This window comes from Nitrososphaerota archaeon (genome assembly GCA_011605775.1).
Taxonomy (GTDB): domain Archaea; phylum Thermoproteota; class Nitrososphaeria; order Nitrososphaerales; family JAAOZN01; genus JAAOZN01.
In genome coordinates, this window is the sequence record JAAOZN010000077.1 from 1 (window position 1) to 21,568 (window position 21,568).

Annotated in this window: 19 protein-coding genes; 6 read left to right on the plus strand and 13 right to left on the minus strand. The window is 49.2% G+C overall.

The window, feature by feature from the left end:
* The coding region (locus HA494_06765; protein ID NHV97469.1) for a DUF3782 domain-containing protein at positions 1-765 on the minus strand (765 nt) is incomplete at its 3' end.
* A 191-nt stretch (positions 766-956) separates the two neighbouring features.
* On the opposite strand from HA494_06765, the gene HA494_06770 reads away from it, so the two are divergent.
* Together HA494_06770 and tgtA are read left to right on the plus strand one after the other, a co-directional pair.
* Positions 957-1,394, plus strand: coding sequence for an Lsm family RNA-binding protein (locus tag HA494_06770; protein NHV97470.1), 438 nt, complete (start codon positions 957-959; stop codon positions 1,392-1,394).
* Complete coding sequence (gene tgtA / locus HA494_06775; GenBank protein ID NHV97471.1) at positions 1,391-2,977, plus strand: tRNA guanosine(15) transglycosylase TgtA; 1,587 nt, start codon at positions 1,391-1,393, stop codon at positions 2,975-2,977. Before HA494_06770 ends, tgtA begins: the two co-directional genes overlap by 4 nt.
* Here tgtA and HA494_06780 read toward each other — a convergent pair.
* Entirely contained in the window at positions 2,974-3,657 is a 684-nt protein-coding gene (locus HA494_06780; GenBank protein ID NHV97472.1) for a proteasome assembly chaperone family protein, read from the minus strand. The two genes, tgtA and HA494_06780, sit on opposite strands and share 4 nt — an antisense overlap.
* Positions 3,658-3,704: 47 nt before the next feature.
* Between HA494_06780 and HA494_06785 the strand changes: the two genes are divergently transcribed.
* The 3 genes from HA494_06785 (at position 3,705) to HA494_06795 (ending at position 7,372) form a co-directional block, all read left to right on the plus strand.
* The gene (locus tag HA494_06785; protein NHV97473.1) at positions 3,705-4,985 is read left to right on the plus strand and encodes an MBL fold metallo-hydrolase; all 1,281 of its coding nucleotides are present in this window, start codon (positions 3,705-3,707) and stop codon (positions 4,983-4,985) included.
* 321 nt (positions 4,986-5,306) lie between these two features.
* Positions 5,307-6,353 carry an Lrp/AsnC family transcriptional regulator gene (locus HA494_06790; protein ID NHV97474.1) on the plus strand — a complete coding sequence of 349 codons (1,047 nt, stop codon included), beginning with the start codon at positions 5,307-5,309 and terminating at the stop codon, positions 6,351-6,353.
* Positions 6,350-7,372 (plus strand): DUF2099 family protein, encoded by a 1,023-nt coding sequence (locus HA494_06795; GenBank protein NHV97475.1) that lies wholly within the window; start codon positions 6,350-6,352, stop codon positions 7,370-7,372. The genes HA494_06790 and HA494_06795 overlap by 4 nt, the downstream gene beginning before the upstream one ends.
* Here HA494_06795 and HA494_06800 read toward each other — a convergent pair.
* The 8 genes from HA494_06800 to HA494_06835 form a co-directional block, all read right to left on the minus strand.
* Complete coding sequence (locus HA494_06800) at positions 7,365-7,991, minus strand: phosphoribosylglycinamide formyltransferase (protein NHV97476.1); 627 nt, start codon at positions 7,989-7,991, stop codon at positions 7,365-7,367. The two genes, HA494_06795 and HA494_06800, sit on opposite strands and share 8 nt — an antisense overlap.
* Complete coding sequence (locus HA494_06805) at positions 7,988-9,505, minus strand: phosphoribosylamine--glycine ligase (protein ID NHV97477.1); 1,518 nt, start codon at positions 9,503-9,505, stop codon at positions 7,988-7,990. The genes HA494_06800 and HA494_06805 overlap by 4 nt, the downstream gene beginning before the upstream one ends.
* Positions 9,502-10,821 carry an amidophosphoribosyltransferase gene (locus HA494_06810; protein NHV97478.1) on the minus strand — a complete coding sequence of 440 codons (1,320 nt, stop codon included), beginning with the start codon at positions 10,819-10,821 and terminating at the stop codon, positions 9,502-9,504. Before HA494_06810 ends, HA494_06805 begins: the two co-directional genes overlap by 4 nt.
* Before the next feature lies 1 nt (position 10,822).
* Positions 10,823-12,262, minus strand: coding sequence for an amidophosphoribosyltransferase (purF, locus tag HA494_06815; protein NHV97479.1), 1,440 nt, complete (start codon positions 12,260-12,262; stop codon positions 10,823-10,825).
* Entirely contained in the window at positions 12,259-14,448 is a 2,190-nt protein-coding gene (purL, locus tag HA494_06820; GenBank protein ID NHV97480.1) for a phosphoribosylformylglycinamidine synthase subunit PurL, read from the minus strand. Before purL ends, purF begins: the two co-directional genes overlap by 4 nt.
* Positions 14,449-14,477: 29 nt before the next feature.
* Entirely contained in the window at positions 14,478-15,176 is a 699-nt protein-coding gene (gene purQ, locus HA494_06825) for a phosphoribosylformylglycinamidine synthase subunit PurQ (protein NHV97481.1), read from the minus strand.
* A gap of 2 nt (positions 15,177-15,178) precedes the next feature.
* Complete coding sequence (gene purS, locus HA494_06830; GenBank protein ID NHV97482.1) at positions 15,179-15,439, minus strand: phosphoribosylformylglycinamidine synthase subunit PurS; 261 nt, start codon at positions 15,437-15,439, stop codon at positions 15,179-15,181.
* Positions 15,440-15,595: 156 nt separating this feature from the next.
* Positions 15,596-17,005 carry an NDP-sugar synthase gene (locus HA494_06835; GenBank protein ID NHV97483.1) on the minus strand — a complete coding sequence of 470 codons (1,410 nt, stop codon included), beginning with the start codon at positions 17,003-17,005 and terminating at the stop codon, positions 15,596-15,598.
* A gap of 89 nt (positions 17,006-17,094) precedes the next feature.
* On the opposite strand from HA494_06835, the gene HA494_06840 reads away from it, so the two are divergent.
* On the plus strand, positions 17,095-18,549 hold the full coding sequence (locus HA494_06840; protein ID NHV97484.1) for an adenylosuccinate lyase: 1,455 nt from the start codon (positions 17,095-17,097) through the stop codon (positions 18,547-18,549).
* Here the strand turns inward: HA494_06840 and HA494_06845 are convergent.
* From HA494_06845 to HA494_06855, 3 genes are all read right to left on the minus strand, one after another.
* Positions 18,546-19,145, minus strand: coding sequence for a MarC family protein (locus HA494_06845; protein ID NHV97485.1), 600 nt, complete (start codon positions 19,143-19,145; stop codon positions 18,546-18,548). The two genes, HA494_06840 and HA494_06845, sit on opposite strands and share 4 nt — an antisense overlap.
* Positions 19,146-19,550: 405 nt before the next feature.
* Complete coding sequence (locus HA494_06850; GenBank protein NHV97486.1) at positions 19,551-20,297, minus strand: hypothetical protein; 747 nt, start codon at positions 20,295-20,297, stop codon at positions 19,551-19,553.
* 39 nt (positions 20,298-20,336) lie between these two features.
* A complete protein-coding gene (locus tag HA494_06855; protein NHV97487.1) occupies positions 20,337-21,212 on the minus strand; it encodes a CRISPR system precrRNA processing endoribonuclease RAMP protein Cas6 in 876 nt (291 codons plus the stop codon).
* Positions 21,213-21,568: the final 356 nt, after the last annotated feature.

Below are 21,568 nucleotides of genomic sequence, written 5' to 3' on the forward strand. Positions count from 1 at the left end.
CCTCGTATGAACCTCTATACCAAGAGCAGCAGCCAACTCAACAGCATCCTGATCAGCATAAGGCGTCACCACAACCAACCTATCAGGAACCCGACCACACCTTCTCTCATAAAAAGCAGCCTTACGCTTAAACAAAGAAATATCAGAACGCCTCACATGAGAAGAAACCTCAACCAAAAGAACCCTACCATCACTCACAGCAACATCAACCTCAACATCACTAGGATGACCATAAACAAACCCCTCATCATCAAACCCACTCCACCGCTCAACCCTAACACCAAAATCCCTCTCCAAAACACCTCTCAACCCCTCCCTAAACGCCTCCTCAGCCATCAAACCCCACCTCACACCCACAGCAGAAATACGCCTCTCAACCAACTCAAACCCCCTCTTCAAATCCTCCCTCAACCTAACAAGCTCCTCAGAGTGCTTCGTCAAAACCTCACTATGCCTAGCCAACAACTCATCGTGCTTAGCAAAGCCCTTGACCATATCCTCCCTAAGTCTCGTAATCTCTTCGGAGTGTCTAGCTAGCAGCTCATCGTGTCTCCTGAATCCAGCAACCATCTCCCTCCTCAGCTTAACGATTTCCTCAGAATGCTTCTCCATCCTCCTCAAAACCTTCGCAAAAAGATCATCATACTTATCGAACCTCTTCAGAACCTCATCTAAACCTATCAAGCCCGCTACTGTGTACCTAAACTCCTCATCCTCCTTCAGCAACCTAATTATGCTCTTCTTTAACCTAGCAGAGGACGCCAAGCTACAAGCAAGTGATACACACCAAACCTTATAAATATAGCGACCAAACCTAAACCTTAACACCCTTAATACCGCAGCAAACAAGATGCCCGTTAATAAGCCGCTAGTAAAGAGAGGTGGAGAAGATGAGCCACTAGCGACCCGCTAGCCAATATTTTCAAATAGTATGCTGCAGCATGGTAGATGAAGAGGTGAGTAGAGATCTGGCAGCAACCGCCTTCAGACGCTTTGCAGAAGAAGTAGTCACATTAATCGGGAAGAGGGTAGCCGTCTCAACCACATATAACAAAACCTACGAAGGAGACTTGATAGGTGTGGACGAAAACCTAAACATCATACTAAACAACGTTACTGGCGCTAAAGAAAAAGCCTTCAAAATCATCATAAACGGAAGATTCATCCAAGAAATCAGCTTAGTCGAGAAACCCTTCGACCTAAAGGCTCTAGCGGACAGGCTCAGCAAAGTCTTCCCAGGGATGGTCAAACTAAGAGAAGACATCGGCGCCATCATAGTGATGGAGAAGATAAAGGTCACACCAGAAGGCGTAGAAGGAACAGGACTAGCGGCAGAGAAAGTCAAGACCGTCTACGAACAATTCCTAAAAGAAATCAAACAAACTCAGCCTTGAGCCGCTTCGAGGTCAAAGCAACCGACCTACTAGGCAGAGTAGGAAGACTCCACACCAGACACGGAGCACTAGAAACACCAGCCCTCCTCCCAGTAGTCCACCCAATAAACCAGGAAATCGACCTAAACACCATCAAAAAGATAGGTTTCAAAGCGGTGATGACCAACGCCTACATAACCTTGAAACGCATAGGAGAAGAAGCAGCGGAAAGAGGCATACACTCCATAATAGGCTTCGACGGCATCATCATGACAGACTCAGGAGGATACCAAGTGCTAGAATACGGTGAAGTAGATGTCACACCAGCAAAGATGACCACCTTCCAAGAAGAAATAGGCTCAGACATAGCAGTAGTGCTAGATAGACCAACAGGCTTCAGCAGAAACCGAGCCTTCGCAGAACAGACCGTCAAAGAAACACTCAAAGCAGCCAAAGAAACGATAGAAACAAAGAAGAAAAGCGACACCCTCTGGGTAGGACCAATCCAAGGAGGCCTCTTCACAGACCTAGTAGCGGAAAGCGCTAGGAGCACATCAACCCTACCCTTTGACCTACACGCCCTAGGAAGCCCAACCGAAGTCATGAAATCATACCACTACAGACACCTAGTCAAGATGATAATCGCAGCTAAAGCGAACATCCCTCTCAGCAGACCACTCCACCTATTCGGAGCAGGCCACCCCCTAACAATGCCCCTAGCAGTAGCCTTAGGCTGCGACCTCTTCGACTCAGCCTCCTACATCCTATACGCAAAAGACGACCGTTACCTAACACCAACCGGCACCCAAAGATTCGACGAACTAGCGGAGCTAACCTGCCCCTGCCCAATATGCACACAACACACAGTAAACGAGATAAAAGCCTCAGAGAAAGCGGAGCGCATCAGACTCCTAGCCACACACAACCTCTACCTCCTACAATCAGAAGTCAAGCAGCTCAAACAAGCCATAGTAGATGGTAGGCTATGGGAGGCTGTGGCACAGAAAGCCAGAAGCCACCCCAGGCTCTGGTCAGCATTCGAAGACCTCACTAAACACTCTAAACTCCTAGAAGACGGCACACCCCTATTCAAAAAGAGAGCCATCTACCTCTACACAAAGGAGGATCTGAGGAGACCAGAAGTAAGGAGAGCAATGGCGAAGATCAGAAGAAACTACCAGCCAAAGAAGAAAAGCACCCTAATCATCTTCACACTATCGAGTGGAGAGAGGATTCTAGCAGCACCCTTCTGCAAACGCCTCCTACAACAAGGGGTAAAGGACCACCAGCTCCTCTATCTTTCGCCAATCTACCGCCTAATACCCATAGAGCTCACAGAAATCTACCCCATCTCACAGACACTCCACCCAATTAGCCTAAATAACCTACCCACCAAAACCCTACACAGAGAAGCCAAGAGAATAATAGAGGAAGGCGGATACAAGCAGATCATAGCGGTCTGCCTAAACAAACACCTACACACCAAACTAACAAACCTAGCAACCAAACTCAAAATCAAGCTACTAGACTACTGTAAACGAGGCTCAAAAGGGCAAACAGAGGCCGCTGAAGAAACGCTACGCGCTATCTACGCATCACCCTAGGTATAGATCGACTCACCAGCCTTACTCGCCTTAGCCTGAGCCTTCTGCAGCTCAGACTCGATGATCTCAGCCCCCCTAAGCAGCGTCGAAACATCAACCTCAAACCCATAGTACCTTGACAGCACACTAACAGCTGTAGCAGTAGCCCTTGGATCCATTCGCTCAGTAGAAGCGTAAGCCAATATGGCGAAAGCCGGGTACCCCCTTGCCTCAAAGTAGTTCAGAAGAATCGCCACAGGACCGACTATGATATGATCATCCTCCAAAACCTTAGCCTCCTCCAACTCACCAACCGGCTTGTAGCTGGAGGTATACGCTATCCGATAAGTGGAGTCATCGTACCTAAGATTAGAATCCAAACCACCAACAAGCGCAACCTCCTTAAAACCAGACTGAATAATCCACTCCCCTATTGCTCTGAAGAACTCCACCTCAGAATCCTTATATGGAGGCGCCTCCACCTTTAATATAGCGAGTGAACCCTTTCTGAAGACCTCGTATGGTGTGACCAACCTGCCCTGGAAAGTCGAAGAAATAGGCGCGATAAGGTCAGAGTCGAATACGACAGCTCTCTCAGGCATAAGCCGCTGGATAAGATACTTTACCGTCCAATACCCCGTAGCACCTATACCGTGGAAGCCAGTAATTAGACTACAGCCGTCGAAGCGGGTTAATATCAACCAACCACCCTCTAGCGAAAGACTTAACTTACCACCTATTCAAAAAGATGCCTATAAAAGGTAATCTGAAGATGGAAGTAAGGATCCTCGGCTCAGCAAGAGAAGTAGGAAGATCAGCTGTGCTACTGAAGAGTAGCAGCGTAAACCTCCTCCTCGACTTCGGAGTCTTGGTGCAGAAGGAGATAGGCTTCCCGGTGCATGTGCAGCCTAAAGATGTAGATGCCATCCTACTTAGCCACGCACACCTAGACCACTCAGGAGCACTACCCCTCTTCTACCTAAGCGATGGACCCAGAACCTACACAACACCACTCACACTAGAGCTGACAAGGCTCCTTATAGAAGACTTCCTCAGAATCTCAGGCTTCTACCTCCCATTCGAGTACTTAGATCTACTTGAAATGATGAAGAAGACCGTAACCATAAGACCAGACGACAAAGTGAAGATCTTCGACTTCGAAGTAACCTTCTACGACGCTGGGCATATACCGGGCTCAACCTCAATACTACTAGAAGGAGAGGGGAAACGCATACTCTACACAGGGGACATAAACGATGAGGACACACAGCTCCTAAGAGGTGCTGACTACGAAGTAGGCGAGCTCGACCTACTCGTAACAGAAAGCACCTACGCAACTGAAGACCACCCACCGAGAAAAGAAGTGGAGGAGAGCTTCGTAGAATACGCCAAAGAAGTCATTGAGCGAGGCGGCACACTATTCGTACCAGCCTTCTCGGTTGGGCGCGCGCAGGAAATAGCCTGCGTACTAACCTCGCATAACTTCCCCTACCAAATCTACATGGATGGGATGGCGCTGAAGACCAATGAGATACTATTCAGATACCCAGAGTATCTGAGAGACCCAAGAGCCTTTAGGAAAGCAATAAACGGCGTAGAAGTGGTGACATCGTGGAAGCAGAGAAAGAAGATCATCAACACACCCTCAGTAATAATCTCGCCAGCAGGTATGCTGGTTGGTGGCGCAGCGGTCTTCTACAACCAACAGATAGCGCAAAGAGAAAGGAATGCTATAGCGATAGTAGCCTACCAGGTCCAAGGAACACCAGGAAGAACCCTCCTTGAAAAAGGTCTAGCGCTTGTAAACGGCAGACCAACAAAAGTTAAGGCAGAGATAAAGAGATTCGACTTCTCATCCCACAGCGGCAAAAGCGGGTTAATGAATCTGATGCGTAAAGTTAAGGGCACCCCAAAGATTCTCATGGTTCATGGTGAAGAAGAGTCTTGCGTATCTTTCGCAAAAGCGGTTAAAGAGAACTTCGGGTTTGATGCATACGCACCTAGACCAGGCGAAGCGTTTCAGATCTAAGAAATCAACTCTTGTACAGCGATGGTTTCGAGAAGTAACAGTATAATATGAAAGTTGAATAGGATATGTGAGCCTCGGCGAGTATGGTAGCCCAATACTATGGCAAGGTCTTTCTTGCCCAAGCCTATTCTCATGCAGCAAAAGCGCCTAGCGGATCCTTGGTAACAATTGATACACGGCTTGCAGAACCTAAGCTAGTTTAAATCAGACCATTTTTCGTCTTTTGGTACTAAAGCGGCGGCGCCTCTCTCCACATTCGTCAAACGAATTAAGATTGTAAAACGTTTTTAAGTGTTGGCGGGTCAAGGGTGTTGAGAGTTAGTGCAGCTGGTCTATGATGCTACCGATCTAATGATTCTAAGGAGGGTCTGCTCAGGGTATGGTGTAGAAATCAACATCGCCGCTCTCTCAAAGATGCTTGGGCGGCATAAGAGAACGATTAGGAATCGTGTTACCTCTCTGCTTAAATATGGTGTAGTAGACAGACCCGTCTTCCCCTTCAAAGCACTCTTCCAGGAATACCCTCTTCTTGTAATCTCCTATGCTGATTTGCCTTACGATGAGAAGACGATAGATTGGTTGAGGAACGATAAGAATGTGTTCGCAGCCTATAGGGTTAGGGAGGGTGAGAGCAATATGGTGATCTTCGAGTTTCATAGAGATGTTTGGGACTACCACCTCTGGAGGGAGAGGATAGCGGCTGAGGGTAAGATACCTGAGAGGAGTAAAAGAGCGCCTTCCCACAACTACTACTTCTCGAATAAGGCGATATTCAAGTACGAGCCGAGCACACCTATAGAGCTTATCGAAAAAGAGTTTAAGGAGCAAGGGTTTGTTGAAGTTAATGGCTACGAGCTTGATGAGGTTGCGATCGGGGTCTTAAAGCATCTTCTAAGAGGAGAAGGCGTTAGGGTTAACGAGACCCTTTTGGCAAAGGAGCTGGGGTTAAGTAGGAAGGCTATTCTCAATAGGCTGAGTAAGATGCAGAGCAGCGGCATAATCTTGAACCCTTTATGTAGATTCCCTCACTTCTTCGTTCCACCCAACTATCTTCTTGTGTTAGCGCTGGTTGAAGTCAGAAGGTCTTTAGAGGACGTTATGCAGCAGATTAAAAGTGACCCACACATTACCTTAGCCTACCGCATAAGTGAAGGAAGATACAATCTTCTCCTCTTTGGATGCTACAAAACTGTGGAAGACTACTTGAAGTGGGAGGATCTTTATGGCGGAAAGAACCCGGGCTGCTTCGGCTCGATAAAGATAAGCATACTTTCACCCAAGATGACCATACACATCGATCAGCAGAAGGTTTCACTTGGCATAATAGAGGAGAAGCTAAAACAAGCAGCGGGAGATAAGATTAGATGAAAGGCAGAGAAAAGTTGGACGAATTTCTGAAAGAAATAGAAAGCGAATGTGGAGGGTTACCAAAAGATCTCCATATAACAAGAATCTGCTGTGCTCTGGCGGCGGTTTCTCACGGGAAGATAATAAAAACAGAAAAGCCAATGTTAAAATACTGTCCCTTACGTGTTGCCGATAAATTATATAAGTTCAGGAACTTTGATTCAACAGAAGTCTGCGAAGCTCTCTGGCTTAAAATATCAAAATATGGTTATTTCACGCCAAATAGGGAGTTGTGTAGAGAAAGTATCGAAGTCCCATATGGAGCTTCGGAGATGATGAAGTACGCTTTAGAGAAGAAAACGGTAGAGGCAGCTGTGATAGTATGTGAAGGGGCAGGCACCATTGTGACCAACAACCCCGCGTTAGTTCAAGGGGTTGGTGCAAGAATGACTGGGGTTTTCTACACTTCGCCTATTCCTGAAATTATAAGAAGAATAGAAGGCGTAGGAGGACTTGTCGTTTTTCGGGACACAGCTAGAATAGATCAGATTGAGGGGGTAAGAAAAGCGATGGAGCTCGGTTATAAGAACGTTGCTGTAACAGTAAATGGGTATTTGGGTGAAAATTTAAGCGAACTTAGAAGACTAGGAGAGAGTAAAAGCGTTTCCATCATCTCTTTAGTAGTCTGCACAACCGGAATAGAAAAAGAGAGAGCAGAGGAGATAGCGGAGTACGCAGATCTAGCTTGGAGCTGCGCTTCCCTCCACATGCGTGAAGTAGTTGGTAGGAAAGCAAAGATTCAGCTGGCTACGAAGATTCCAGTCTATGTTTTAAGTGAAAAAGGGATAGATTTCTTATCGAGCTATTCCGATGGGGATATTAGAAGATTTGTTGAAGAGGGGAAGAGGTATCTGATCTCTGGTGACCGTCGGTTAATGAAAAGTTACAGGAGAATAAAGGTAGGTGATTTTGAAACTTACTTTGGGGAAGTCGATGAGTTGCCTTTAAGGGTCAGAGATGAGCCCACTCCTCTTACTTAATTATCTTCACCTTCCTACCTTCAATCTTCAGCCTTCGCTCTACGAAGAGCTTTACTGCCTCTGGGTAGATTCTATGCTCCTCCTTCAATATTCTCTCGCTGAGCGTCTCCTCGGTATCGTCATCATACACAGGAACCACTGCTTGGAGTATTATAGGACCTTTATCCACCTCCTCATCTGCGAAATGAACCGTGCAGCCAGTGTATTTGACGCCGTATTCGAGGGCTTGCTTCTGCGCCCTCAACCCAGGGAAGGCGGGTAAGAGCGATGGGTGGATGTTCATTATGCGCATCCTGTAGCGTTGAATAAACATAGGTGAGAGTATCCTCATGTAGCCTGCTAGGAGCACAAGCCCTTCCTCAGGTGTAACACCATGATCTATAAGCGTCTTGATGATTAGGCTGTCATACTCCTCCCTCCTCCCCTTATAGGGTGTTGGGTCTAGGTAGACTGCTGGTATAGATGCTGCCCTGGCTCTCTCTAGAGCGTATGCGTCTGCTCTATCGCTTATGACAACCTTGATTTCCGCGTTCTTTATGTAACCCGATTTTATTGCATCTATTATCGCTTGAAGATTTGTTCCCCTACCTGAAGCCAACACACCTATAGGTACCATCATCTCCTCAACCCCTCCTTAAGCATCTTCACAGGATCAACCTTACCCACACCAGGCAGCCAATCAACCCTCTTACCAATCGTGCCCTTCTCCAACCTATAATGGTAAAGCCTCCTCACCCTCTCAGCGAGTTCAGCCCTCCTTTTTAATAGCTCCTCAGAACCTATGTCGCTCCGGTGGAATAAACCCCAGCCGTCTGCCAACCTAACCGCTGAAATGACCTTCTCTATTCGCGCTGAAGCCTCTGGTAGGGTTTCGTCTGCAGCTAGTATCTCTACGAGCCTTGAGCCCGCCGATACGATCCTACCGTCTTCCTGTAGGCTACACGACGCCCAGAATAGCTCACAGCCACCCTCAGCGATCCTAGCTTCATCCACCTCAACAGGATGACCTGCTGCTAGCCGCCTATTATCAGGGTAGCCTTTTGGAGCGATCGCTTTCACAACCACCGCCTTATTCCCAAACTCCAGCCTAACACCACTGAGCCTCTCATCTATTATCGCCAAGCATACATCAACTAGATCATTCTTTAACGTATGCAGCACGTTGAGCGCCTCTGGGTCGCCTAACCTACTATACATCTCTATTATGGTAGGCCCCTCTACTTCGGTAAGCATCATCTGACCAGCAACTACACCGTGATACCTCTTACCCGTCTTATCCTGTATAGCAGAGACCATCTTCTCAACTATTCGCAAAGACGCTTCGTATTCGCTCATCGTGAGGAAGGGTAGGCACATATCTGGACCAGAGATAGAGCCCATCCCACCAGTCTCGGTCCCTATATCAAACTCATGGGCATTCTTATTATCCTGCACCATAGGCATCCCGAGTACCGTCTTGCCGTCTGTGAAGCACTGCAGCGTATACTCAGGCCCCCAGACATTCTCCTCAACAAGAATCTTGTCTTCAATATCGCCGTAGCCACGCATGTAGCCCTCCAACCAACCTACGTGCTTCGACTTAAACCTCTGTTTCTCCTCGTGCAGATAGATCTGCCTATCCTCAACCACCTTCACACCCTTTCCACCAGCCTGCCTAGCAGGCTTCAACGCAACATTCTGAAGCCAAGTGAGTGTCTCAGAGTACCTCTGTAGGGTTGCATAGGCTTCTTCAGCCGATTTAAATGTCTGGAAGAGGAGTTTACCAGGCACATCATACTCCCATTGTAGGCGCCTCATCTCTGCCTTCGACATCTCTATTAGAGCAACGCTTCTGTTAGCGCCTATGCAGGGTATCTTCAGCGCCTCTAAGCGATCAGGCACTCCGTGGAAGTTCGGCTCCTCGGGGCCTACGAAGACGAAGTCAACGCCAAGCCTTTTAGCGGTTGAGCCTACGAATTCGGGGTCTGTTGTGCTGCCTTGTATGAACTCCCCCTCGCTCCTCTCACATATTCTCAGTATCCCAGGGTTCCTGTTTTCGCCTACCCAGTAGATCTTTGGGTTGTATCTGCTCTCTGATAGCTTCTTGGCTATTGCGTGTTCTCTGGCACCTGAGCCTACACCAAGTATCTTCATCTAACCTCCTCCTTGCTCGGGTACTCTCCTGTGAAGCAGCCGAGGCAGAGCATGTGCTTAGGCAGCCCTATTGCTTTGACCAAACCGTCTATTGAGAGGTATGAGAAGCTGTCTGCACCTATTATCTCAGCGATCTCATCTTCTGACAAAGCCCTCCCGATGAGCTCATCTATAGGAGGAACCTCTGTGCCGAAGGGGCAGTGAGATATGATCGCTGGGCTGCCTACTCTCACGTGAACCCTCTTCGCACCTCTCCTCCTAAGATTAAGCACCGTATTCTTTAACGTATTCCCCCTCACAACACTATCATCTATAAGCACAATATCCTTACTATCGATCGCCGCTTTGATCGGATTCAGCTTCAGCTGCACCCCCATCAGCCTTTCGAATTGAGTAGGCTTGAGGGCCGATCTAACGTGTCTACCGGTCCTCATAAACCCCAGCTTCACAGGGATGGATTTTTTTCTAGAGTAGCTGAGTGCGAATGGTAAGGCTGTTTCAGGTACGCCTATAACAACATCACCCTCCACATCCTTCTCTTCAGCGAGAACCTCACCTATCCTCTCTCTCACAGCGTAGATGGGTATGTCGTTTATGTAAGAATCTGCTCTAGCTAGATAAACGTATTCGAATGCGCAGTATGCTCTTCGGTTTGAGATGCCTTGCTTTCGCCTCCTGATGCTTAAAGGGTCGAATACTACACATTCGCCAGCTTGGATCGGACCTGAGTGTGTTGCGCCGACTACGTCTAAGGCGGCGCTTTCGGAAGATACTATACCTAGGTCGAAGCCGACCGCTCCTACTTCAAGAGGCTTAACACCCAGAGGGTCTCTGCAGCATATCATCTCCTCATTCTCGGTTAAGGCGATGAAGGAGAAGCCGACACCAGCTTCTGAAATAACTTGAGCGGCAGCATCTAAAGGGTCATTCTTCTCAGCGAGCAGCGTAGAGAGCCTCTCGGCGAGTCTGCGGAAGGCTTCACCTCTTTCTCCTTCGTAGCTCGGCTTGCCGTCTCCAGCAAGAACCAGCCTAGTAGGTGACTCCACCTCTACGAGACCATCGTCTTCAGATGGTGAAACCTGACCTACTCCTATGTAGCCCCTAACCTTGTTGCCAGAGAGAAGTTTGTAGAACTCTTCTACATGCGAGTTCTTTGTGTGGACGCTTATCTGTTTGGATTCGTTGTCGATTAGGGCGATGCTTGTGCACGCCTCCCCCCTTCCTTGTAGTGCTGTTAGACCGTAGTAGAGGAATCTTGAGGCGTCCCAGTTTTCTCTACCCTCGCCGAAGGGGTAGAACCCCATTATACCAGGCACTTCACCATCTCCCCTTCTTCATCCGCTGTGTATATTGAGGTGCCTTCTTTAGGCAGGAGTAGTTTCCCGTGTGGCAGGATGTGCATAGATCTGAGAGTGGTATGCCTATGCCTTTAGAGAGCCCTTCTAGTGTATTGTACCCCACTCTATCAGCCCCTATTTCTTCCGCTACCCTCCTGTTTATCTCCTCCAGATCCTCCACTCCTTCGCCTACTCTGTGGGCTATCAGCTCCTCCTTTGTTGGGAAGTCTATTCCAGCGAAGCAGGGGTAGCGTATAGGCGGGAAGGTTGAAAGCAGACAGACTGATTTAGCACCAGCCCTCCTCAGCGCCTTAATTATCGTTTTAGAGCTTGTTCCTCTCACTATGCTGTCATCTATAAGCACAACATTCTTCCTAAGCACCACATGCTCAACAGGCATAACCCAGCGGTTTATCTCAAGCCTACTCCTCAAAGTTGGCTCAATAAAGCTTCTAAGCCCACCCTTCTTACTATACCGATCCTTCATAAGCCCCTCCTCAAGGGGTATGCCGGATACTTGAGAAAAGCCTAAAGCAGCTGGGCGGGCTGAGTCTGGGACAGGTATGACAACATCACCATCCACTTTATAGAGTTTAGCCAGCTCTTTACCCAGCCTCTTACGCGCCTCATAAACATTCACACCATCGAGCGTGGAGCTCGGGTTTGCAAAGTAGGTGTACTCGAAGGCGCAGTGAGCCGCCCTATCAGACTTAGCGAAGATGTGTGATTCTACAGCACCCTTTGTGATCCTAAGAACCTCACCCGGCTTCACATCTCTGATGAACTCCGCCCCTACTGCTGAGAGTGCGCAGGACTCGGATGCAACTATGTAGGATGATGTTTCGGCGTGCCAGCCTAGGCAGAGCGGTCTGAAGCCCCTCTCATCTCTAGCAGCATATATGTCGCCGTTCTTGGTTATGATGACAAAGCAGTACGCTCCGTTAACCTCTGGGCTAAGTGCCTCAAACGCTCTAAACCAATTACCGTTTGCTTCTGATAGGAGGTGGTATAGTCTATAGCCAACTATCAGAGTGTCGCTAGCCCAAGCTGGTATCTCATAGTCAGTGGGGAGGGTGCTTAGAATCTCCTCTGTGTTAGAGATGGTTCCGTTGTGGGCTATAGCGAAATCTCTCCCAACCATCAGCGGCTGAGCATTCTCAAGCGCTGTCCGACCTACTGTAGAGTACCTTGTATGCCCTATAGCGTAGGGTGAAGGTGACTTTGCGCAGATCGAAGCCGCTTTACTTAAACCTTCAGAGACCAAGCCGAGCATACGCCATGGCTCCTTACCCGGCACAGCCAAGCCCCAGGCTTCTTGTCCTCTGTGTTGGAGCGCCCTCAGCAGATTGACTACCAATGGGAGTACATTGGTATCATTTCGAGAGCTCACAGCAGCCAGTCCACACTTCTCCCTTATCAAACTTCGTCACCCATCAGCCTAGGTATCGTGCTCCTCCAAGCGCGCTCCATCTCCTCAACCTTCAACTCTATCTCCCTAGCCCCGATCTCGAAGATCAACTCCCCCCCTTTAACTTCGCCTATGGTTTCGCAGGGTATGTTGAAGGATGCGCAGATCCTCTTTATTCTATCATCTTTCCCTCTCTCAGCGCCGATTATGAACCTCCCGTGAGTCTCAGAGAATAAGATTTCGTCAACCCGCTCGCATCTATTGGGAACCTTCGAAAGATCTATTACCAAGCCGACGCCTGATTTTATGCACAATTCAGCTAAAGTGGCTGCCAGCCCACCTTTAGACACATCTTCAATAGCCTTAGCTAACCCTAGGTTTATGATCTTCAGCACACATCTGTGCAGCCTCTTCTCGTAGTCGAAGTCTACTTGAGGCACAACCCCTCCTACCAAACCGTGGATACCTTCATAGTATTCTGAGCCGCCTAATTCGGATCTCGTTTCGCCTAATATCAAGACCCTTGTGCCAGCACCAAAATAGCATCTGGTCAGCGCGTCGAGGCTATCAGCCAAACCTATCACAGCTATCACTGGTGTAGGCTTTATCGCTTTACCGCTAACCCTATCCTCATTATAAAAGCTCACCTTACCGCCTATGCAGGGTATGTCGAGGTTCTTGGCGTAGTCAGCGATGCCTCTCACGGATTCGCTGAACGCCCAGAAGACTTCTTGGTTAGAGGGGTCGCCGAACTGGAGGTGGTCTAGCATCGCTATCGGTTTGGTGCCGACCGCTAAAATGTTTCTGCAGGCTTCGGCGAAGACTCCTGCTGAGCCGTTATATGGGTCGAGGTAGCAGTGCTTAGAGTTTCCATCCGCTCTGACCGCTATGAATCTGCCGTTGGGTAGGCGGAGCACAGCTGCTCCTGTCTGACCGGGTTTGAAGACCGTCCTTAAGCCTACTTCGTGGTCGTACTGCTCGTAGACCCACTGCTTGGACGCTATGTTCGGTAGGCTTATGAGTTGTAGTATGGTCTGCGCTAGATCGTGAGGCTCATCTGGTTTAGGAACCCTTTTTAGTTGCTCAATATACTCTGGCTTCTTGGCGCTTCTGTAGATGATGGGCGCGTTCGCAAGTAGTTCTGCTCTTATCTTCGTTAGAACCGTCTCACCCCTCTTTATGGTCACATATTTATCGTCTGTCACCTTGCCTATTATCGCATACCTAACCCCGTATTTCCTGAAGATCTTCGCCACCTCCTCTTCGTAGCCGCCTTGAACCACGAATAGCATACGCTCCTGCGACTCGGAGATCATGATCTCGATTGGATGCATATCTTCTTCACGCAAAGGTACCTTCGTGAGATCGGCTTCGACGCCAGTTCCCCCCTTATCAGCTATCTCAGAGAGCCCGCAGCTCAATCCGCCTCCGCCTAGATCCTTCAGCCCCCTCACCCTACCTGTGGCTAAGGCTTCGAGTGTAGCCTCGATTATCATCTTCTCAGCGAAGGGGTCTGGTATCTGGACAGCAGACCTCTCCTGCTCAGACTCCTCGGTCAAGACGGCTGAGGCAAACGAGGAGCCGTGCAGCCCATCTCTACCAGTCAACCCACCAACCAATATTATCGAATCACCAGGGTACCTTGCTTCAGCCAATACGAGGTCGCTTCTCTTCCCCACACCAAAGCAGACCACATCGACCAAACAGTTTCTTTCAAACGACTCGTCGAACTCAACCTCTCCACCAACAGTAGGCACACCAACACAGTTACCGTAGTCACTTATCCCCCTGACCACGTGCTTAAAGAGCCATCTTGAGTGGCTGCTGGTTAAGATAGATCCGAATCTGAGCACATCGAGAAGCGCTATCGGGCGCGTCCCCATACAGAGAATATCGCGAAGTATGCCTCCAACCCCAGTGGCAGCCCCACCATAGGGGTCGATGGCAGAGGGGTGGTTGTGGCTCTCTATGTGCGCGGTCAGAACGTAGCCGTCACCAACATCAACCACACCAGCATCATACCCAGGTCCGAGGATGACGTGCCTACCTTGAGTAGGGAGAAGCTTCAGGAGGGGTTTAGATGACTTGTAGCTGCAGTGCTCAGACCACTCCGCATCAGCTATAGCCAACTCCAAGTCGCTAGGTTCTCTACCAAGCCCCCTTCTAAGATGCTCCACCTCCTCTTCTGTGAGGTTCAACCTAAGCTGCTTCACTCTCTCCAAGAGCGTCAGCCACCTAAATCGAGCATCGACCTAAAGACCTCTAAACCGTCTGTTGAGCCAGATGGGCTTAGAACCGCTTCTGAGGCTCTTTCAGGGTGCGGCATCAGCCCAAGCACATTACCCCTTCTGTTACATACACCAGCTATAGCCTCTAAAGAGCCGTTTGGATTAGATCTTTCAGACGGTGTACCGTCTGGCTCTGTGTAGCGGAAGACTATCTGGTTATGCTCCTTTAACTCCTTGAGCCCCTCTGGATCAATGTAGTATCTGCCCTCGTTATGCGCTATGGGCATCTGCAGCACCTGCCCCCGTGAGTATCTTCTTGTGAAGAGTGTCTCGTTATTCTCCACTCTAAGATTGACCCATTTGCACACGAACTTTAGCCCTGTGTTCCTCATCAACGCACCCGGTAGAAGACCTGATTCGACGAGGATCTGGAAGCCGTTACATATGCCTAATACAGGCTTCCCCTCCTCAGCCATCCTCCTCACTTCACGCATAATCGGGCTGAAAGCAGCTATCACACCAGCCCTAAGGTAGTCTCCGTAGGAGAAGCCGCCTGGTAGGATCACGCCATCGTACCCACTTAGGTTTCCATCAGCATGCCAGACTAGATCAGCCTCTACACCGAGCACATCGGTAAGCACGTGGTGCACATCTCTGTCACAGTTACTCCCTGGGAAGACTATGACGGCTATGCGCATACCTAGGCACCCAGCACCTCAATCGAGCACACGCTAACAACAGGATTATAGATCCTCAGCTCGTCGCACATCTTCGAGACGAGCTGCTTTGCTTCCTCACTGTTCGAAGCTTCCACGACAATCTTAAGAAGCTTAGCTGCTCTAACACCCTTGATCTGAGTGTAGCCATTCTTTACCATCAAATCTCTCATAATCACCTCTCCTTCAGGGTCCCTTATGGTGGGCTTATTCTCTATCACTACGTTAACTTTGAAGGTAGGCAACTCAAAGACCCTTGAGCTGAGTGGCTATACCCCTATTATTAACCGTATCCCTCTCCGGTAATAGTCCTCTGAACCTTTTCTGATAGAAACTCTCGCTAACCTATCCGGAGCAAAGCCACAATATTTGGTGAAAACGCAACCAAGGTTTAGAGGATCTTAGGGAGAGGATGTCTTCTCCTCGGTCACATATCTGAGCCAAGCTTTTACAATCTTGACCAGCCCAGCTCTAAGCTCTTCGCCTCTTAACATCTGCTTTCTGAGAGCGGCAACTTCTTCAGCGAGGAGAGGTGCTTGGATGACATCTCTTATCCAGCGTTCAAAGTCCCTTCTATATAGGTGGAACTCCAGCGACTTAGCCTCTACAACGGTAACCGCTTCTAGGAAGGATGTGATCGAGGAAGCTAAGATGCCTGTGTATCTGCCGTAGTCTGTGAAAAAGTAGAAGGTTTTTTCGTGCGTAAATAGGACGGTGCCCTTAACCTCCTCACCCTCCTCTACCACGACATTAGGCCATATTCTGCAACCCGCCCTTATCTTAACCCCCCTCTTAACGTGGGCTGCCTGCCCTATTATAGACTCCTCAACCGTTGCTTCCTCACCTACAGATGCTTTCTCACCTACTATGCTCTCCAAGATCTTTGAGCCGCTGCCCACCGACACATCCTCAAATAGGGTTGATGAAACCACCGTAGCGTTACCCGCTATTCTTGACCCGCTCAAAACGCTTGCATAGGGTCCTACGGTCGCACCGTCCTCAACTCTGACCCCTGAGCCTATCAGCAGAGGCGCCTCTAACCTAGCTTCTCTTCCTATGTGGGCTTCGCCTAGCATCCATATTGAGGTGTCGGTCTCCTCCATATGCTTCCTCAGAATACGCTTCTGCGCTTCAAGGTATCCCTCTCTACTGCCTACATCAACCCAATAGCCTTCACCTTCATATGCTAGCAGCCTCTTCCTCGAGGAGAGCATCTTCGGAAAGACGTTCTTCGCGAAATCGCAGGGGTGCTGAGTTATGAAGTCAAGAACCTCTGGTTCAAGTACGTATATCCCTGTGCTGACCTTGTTTGAGCGGCACTCCTCTGGTCTAGGCTTCTCTTGGAAGCCTGTGATGAATCCGTCGCTATCGTGTTCTACTGTGCCGAAGAGCCAGGGGTTTGAAACGCTCCTCACAACTATTGTGGCATCAGCCCCGCATCTAATATGAGCCTTAACCGCTTCTGAAAGGTCTATCTCCGTGTATGTGTCCCCTTGGACGACTAGGAAGCGCTCATAGAGGAGGTGGCTGAGCATCTTCACGCTCCCAGCCGTGCCTAGTAGGAGATCTTCAGGCTCAACCGAATAGTGTATCTTCACACCAAGCTTTGATCCATCACCTAAATAGCTTCTAACTTGATCACTCAAGTAACCTACGGTTAAGATCACCTCCCCAAAACCGCATTTAGCCAAGTGTTTTATCAGATGCTCGATCACAGGTGCTGGACCTAAAGGTAGCATAGACTTCGGGCGTGTGAGCGTTAGGGGTCTTAACCTAGTCCCCTCCCCACCCGCTAAAACCACAGCCTTCAACCCAGCACACTAGTCGCCGCAACACTGTAATAAAGGTATATGTGTTGCAAGGGTTTATCTGCCACCCCCTAGCATGGTGTATAGCGGGTATGTTCGACTTCAACACCTACCTATCTGTATTCACCTGGCGATACGGAAGCAATGAGATGAGACAGCTCTTCTCCGAGGTAGCTACGAGGGCCACTTGGAGGCGCATCTGGCTCGCTTTGGCTGAAGCGGAGGCTGAGAAGGGGCTTGTGACGCAAGAGGAGCTCGAGGATATAAGGGCTTACGCTGATGCTTCGAAGGTAGATCTAAAGAGGGCGCACGAAGTGGAGCGTGAAATCAGACACGACCTGATGGCTGAGGTAAGGGTCTTCGCTGAGCAGGCCAAGAGAGGCGGCGGTAAGATACATCTAGGCGCAACCTCAGCCGACATCGAGGATAATGCTGATGCCTTGAAGATCAGAGCAGCCCTAGACATAATCTTGACTAGGCTCGTAAACTGCCTAGACTCAGCCTCCAAGAAGATCAGAGAATACCACGATCTACCTTGCTTGGGTTGGACACACCTACAGCCAGCCGAGCCGACCACAGTAGGCTATAGATTGGCTCAGTACGCTCAGGATCTTGTAACCGATATTAGGTGCGTGGAGTTCCTCTTAGAGAAGGTGGTTAAGGGGAAGGGGCTTAAGGGCTCCGTAGGCACATCCTCGAGCTTCAAAGAGCTGCTCTCAGGCATCTCCGAGCCGATTGAGCTCGAATCAGCTTTTCTGAGTAAGCTTGGGTTAGACGCCTACTTCGTCTCAACCCAAACATACCCTAGGAAGCTCGATCTCCTACTGCTATCTACACTAGCTTCTATTGCTCAGAGTGCTCATAAGTTTGCCTTCGATGTTAGGTTGATGCAGTCGCCTGTGTTCGGTGAGTGGTCTGAGCCTATAGGTGAGCGTCAAGTAGGCTCCTCTGCTATGCCTTTTAAGCGCAACCCTGTTTCGAGTGAGAGGATATGCTCTCTGGCGCGTTTCGTAGCTGTGCTGCCGCAAGTAGCTTTCATCAACGCCTCCTCAACCCTACTTGAGCGAACATTAGATGACTCAGCGAACAGAAGGATAATCATCTCAGAGGGCTTCTTGGCCGTAGATGAAATACTCATACTCTACGACAAGATAATGGGTGGGCTACAGATATATGAGAAGGTGATCGAAAGGAACCTCAGACGCTTCGCTCCGTTCTCCGCAACAGAGCGCCTACTCATGAGGCTGGTTAAAGCGGGGGAGAGTAGGCAGGAGATGCACGAGCTGATCAGAACATACTCGTTTAAAGCGTGGAGAGCGGTCTTAGAAGGCGAAGAGAACCCGCTTATAGACCTTTTAGCAAGCGACAGCAGGATAGCAGCCAAGATACAGAGAAGCGAATTAGAGTCTATACTCGGCTCAGCAGGCTTTAAGGAGCAGGTGGGCGATGCGCCGAAGCGCTGCCTAGAGTTCCTCAGCAGAGATGTCGAACCTATCTTAGAGAAGTATGCAGATAGGGTTGGGCGGAGGGTTAGTGCTGAGTTCTAGGTGAAGTAGAAGCGCAGCCCCTCGATCATAAACTGAAAGGCTATAGCCGCTATGAAGATGGCCATAAGCCTAGCAGCAACAGCAGAACCAGTCTCCCCCAGAAACAGGTAGATTTTCTCGATCGAGATGAGCACGACAGATGTTAGTAAGATGACGAGGATCACGGCTAAGATGACTTCGACTACGCTGGTGATCTGCAGCATAACTATTGTTGTAGTGATAGCGCCTGGACCAGCTAGCAAAGGGAAGGCCATAGGCACCGCTCCAGCACCCTCAGGCGTCACATCCTTCTCCTCCCAGGAGCCTGTCACAAGGATCTTCATAGCTATTATAAGCAGCAGAAGCCCACCAGCAATCTTAAAGCTCTCTACAGATATGCCGAAGAGCGCTAGCAGGAGGTGGCCCGCGAACGCGAAGACAAGCAGCAGCGCTGCCGAGACGACGATTGCTGATCTGAAGGTTCGCCTCCTCTGAACCGGGCTAAGGTTCCTCGTCAAACCTATGAAGATGGGCACATTACCTATAGGGTCAACTACAACAAACAAGGCGACAACCGCCTTCAGAAGCGCCTGCCAATCAATCTGAAGCCAATCCAAACCGACTCAACACAACCTACTAAAGAGAGATAAATTAACCTTAGCCCCCCAACCCATCATGTAGCATCCGTAAGAAAGCGAGCCAAGAAGACTCCCTCCGCATTCTCTCAATTTTACTATGTGAGATTCATTCTATTTTTGGCACTTCAGTCGAGGAGAAGCTCACAGACGCTTTTTGCCCTATGTTGGTGTACCCAACTTTCAGGATCTTTTACCTCTTCTCTAATTTCCAGAACGCTGGAAAGACTGGCTGAACTTCCACTTTAAGAGGTCTGAAAGGAGCGCTTTATAATCCGTTTACACCACAAGTTTGGTGCAGAGCAAATATCTCCAACATCATACATGCACCTGCCACAGCCAAGCGGATGTTTACTCATAAACACAGCCCTGTAGCTTCGGGGAGTCCTATAGGGTGTGTATTGCTCTGGGTGTTAAGTCGCCGCTCCACTTGAGAACCCATATACCTCTAGCCCTAGCCTCATCTAAAGCTAGGGGTATGGCGTAGTCGGCATAAACCACTTTTATCAGCTTAGGTCTGAGCAGGTCTGGCCTCCTCTCCTTTATGGAGGCGATCTTCTCCTCAAGCTCATCTAAAAGCTTAACACCTAATCTGACCGTAGCCTCACCTACCACACAGAGTTCTCCTACAGCACCATAGATGTTAACCTCCCTACCATCGACCCACACCCTATCGAGAGGAACATCGACATTCAACTCACTCCTTAACCTATGCCTAATAACATCCCTACCCTCCTCTTCAACGGTCAAAGTTAACCTTTCAACATTCACCCTAAGATCCCTCAACTCGAACCAAATCTTCTCCTGCCCCTCTCTCAGACTCTTGACCTCCAACCATAGCTTCTCCTGCCCCTCTCTCAGACTCTTGACCTCCAACCATAGCTTCTCCTGCCCCTCTCTCAGACTCTTGACCTCAAGCCAGAGCTTCTCCTGCCCCTCCCAAAGCTTCTCCTGATTCTCTCTCAGACCCTTAACCTCAAGCCACAGCTTCTCCTGATTCGCTTCCAACTTATCTAGCCTCTTCAGTATCTCGGAGATGCCGATGAGCCCGGCTACCGCGTACCTAAACTCCTCATCCTCCTCCAACGCCTTAAGGATCCGCTTCTTCTCCTCAGCAGATAGAGATGTAGACATCAACACCTATAATCACCTACTACCATCTTATTAAACTTCCTAATCCTGATCAGCGCTTAGATAATTTATTACACCTAAGCCAGCGCTCCTACCGCCGCCTACATTCGTATACTCGCCGAACTTGAGCAATGCGTCGACAACCTTAGCATACTTCTCCGAGTAGAGGTCTTTGGGTAGGCTGAAGTGCACCTCACCCACGAAACCAACGACCCACTTGTTGGTTGTAGGATGCTCATAGACTCTGATTGTTCTGATCGAATTCGGGTACCCAGATAAGGCTACGCCGCCCAACTCGACCCAATTCTTAAAGTCGCCTGCGGGTATCTTTGTAGACGCTCCGGAGAAGGCTCGCCAGAGTCTGAGGAGGCTTCTGAAGAAGAGCACTGGGTCAGGTAGCGGATGCAACCTATATAGGTCTGGTGTCGGCGCCTTAACCTTCTTAGCCGAGGGGAAGAGCCTCTCAACATCCACAGGCGTCCTTCTGAAGTACGTTGGGCTTCTGAACCTTACCGAGAACTTCTCCACAGCCCTAGCCTCCTCAACGAGCTTAGCGGCGTCGAGCTGACTATACTCTATGGATGCTAGCCTACACTCCCTACCCTTGAGCGTGAGCGCTTCTGTGAAGAGGGTTTCTCTGATCATGTTGGATAGGTCTGAGTCGAGCAGCGTTATCGAGAACCTCGCAGCACCCCTCGGCATCCTCCTGTAAACCACCTCCCAACCGGAGCCCAAGGCTTCTATGGGTGTTGTGGAGTATGGTGCCAGCTTCTTCTTCACGTGAAGCTCCTCAGCCTTATCCTTAGAGACCCTCTTTATGAGGTCGAAGAATAGGCCCCTTACCGCGAAGCCGGAGTAGCTCTGAAACTCGATTGGCTCGTCTGAGTAGATGGTGAAGGTGTAGCGCTCTACAGGCATATGTGCACATCTTCTATGCGTAGCGGTATGATAAACTTTTCACCAGCCAAACATACTCAAGTCTTTAATTCTCTTTGTGAAATTCTGAGGGTTGAGGGTAAAGAGGTTCAGACTTTCAATTCTCTGTATGAGACTCCTGAACCCTACCATCAACCATACATCTTGAAGCCCTCAACGAAACCCCCAGAACCCACACGCACCTTAATGAACTATGCTCAAAAGTCGTCGGTTGCTTTGCATAACAAAAAGAAAGGTGTAAGGGAAAAAGAAAGAGTGTTAATAATTGGGTATTCGCACTATACCTATCTCTTTATCATAATTTGTTGTGATTACATACATTCTTAGCTCATCGTCCC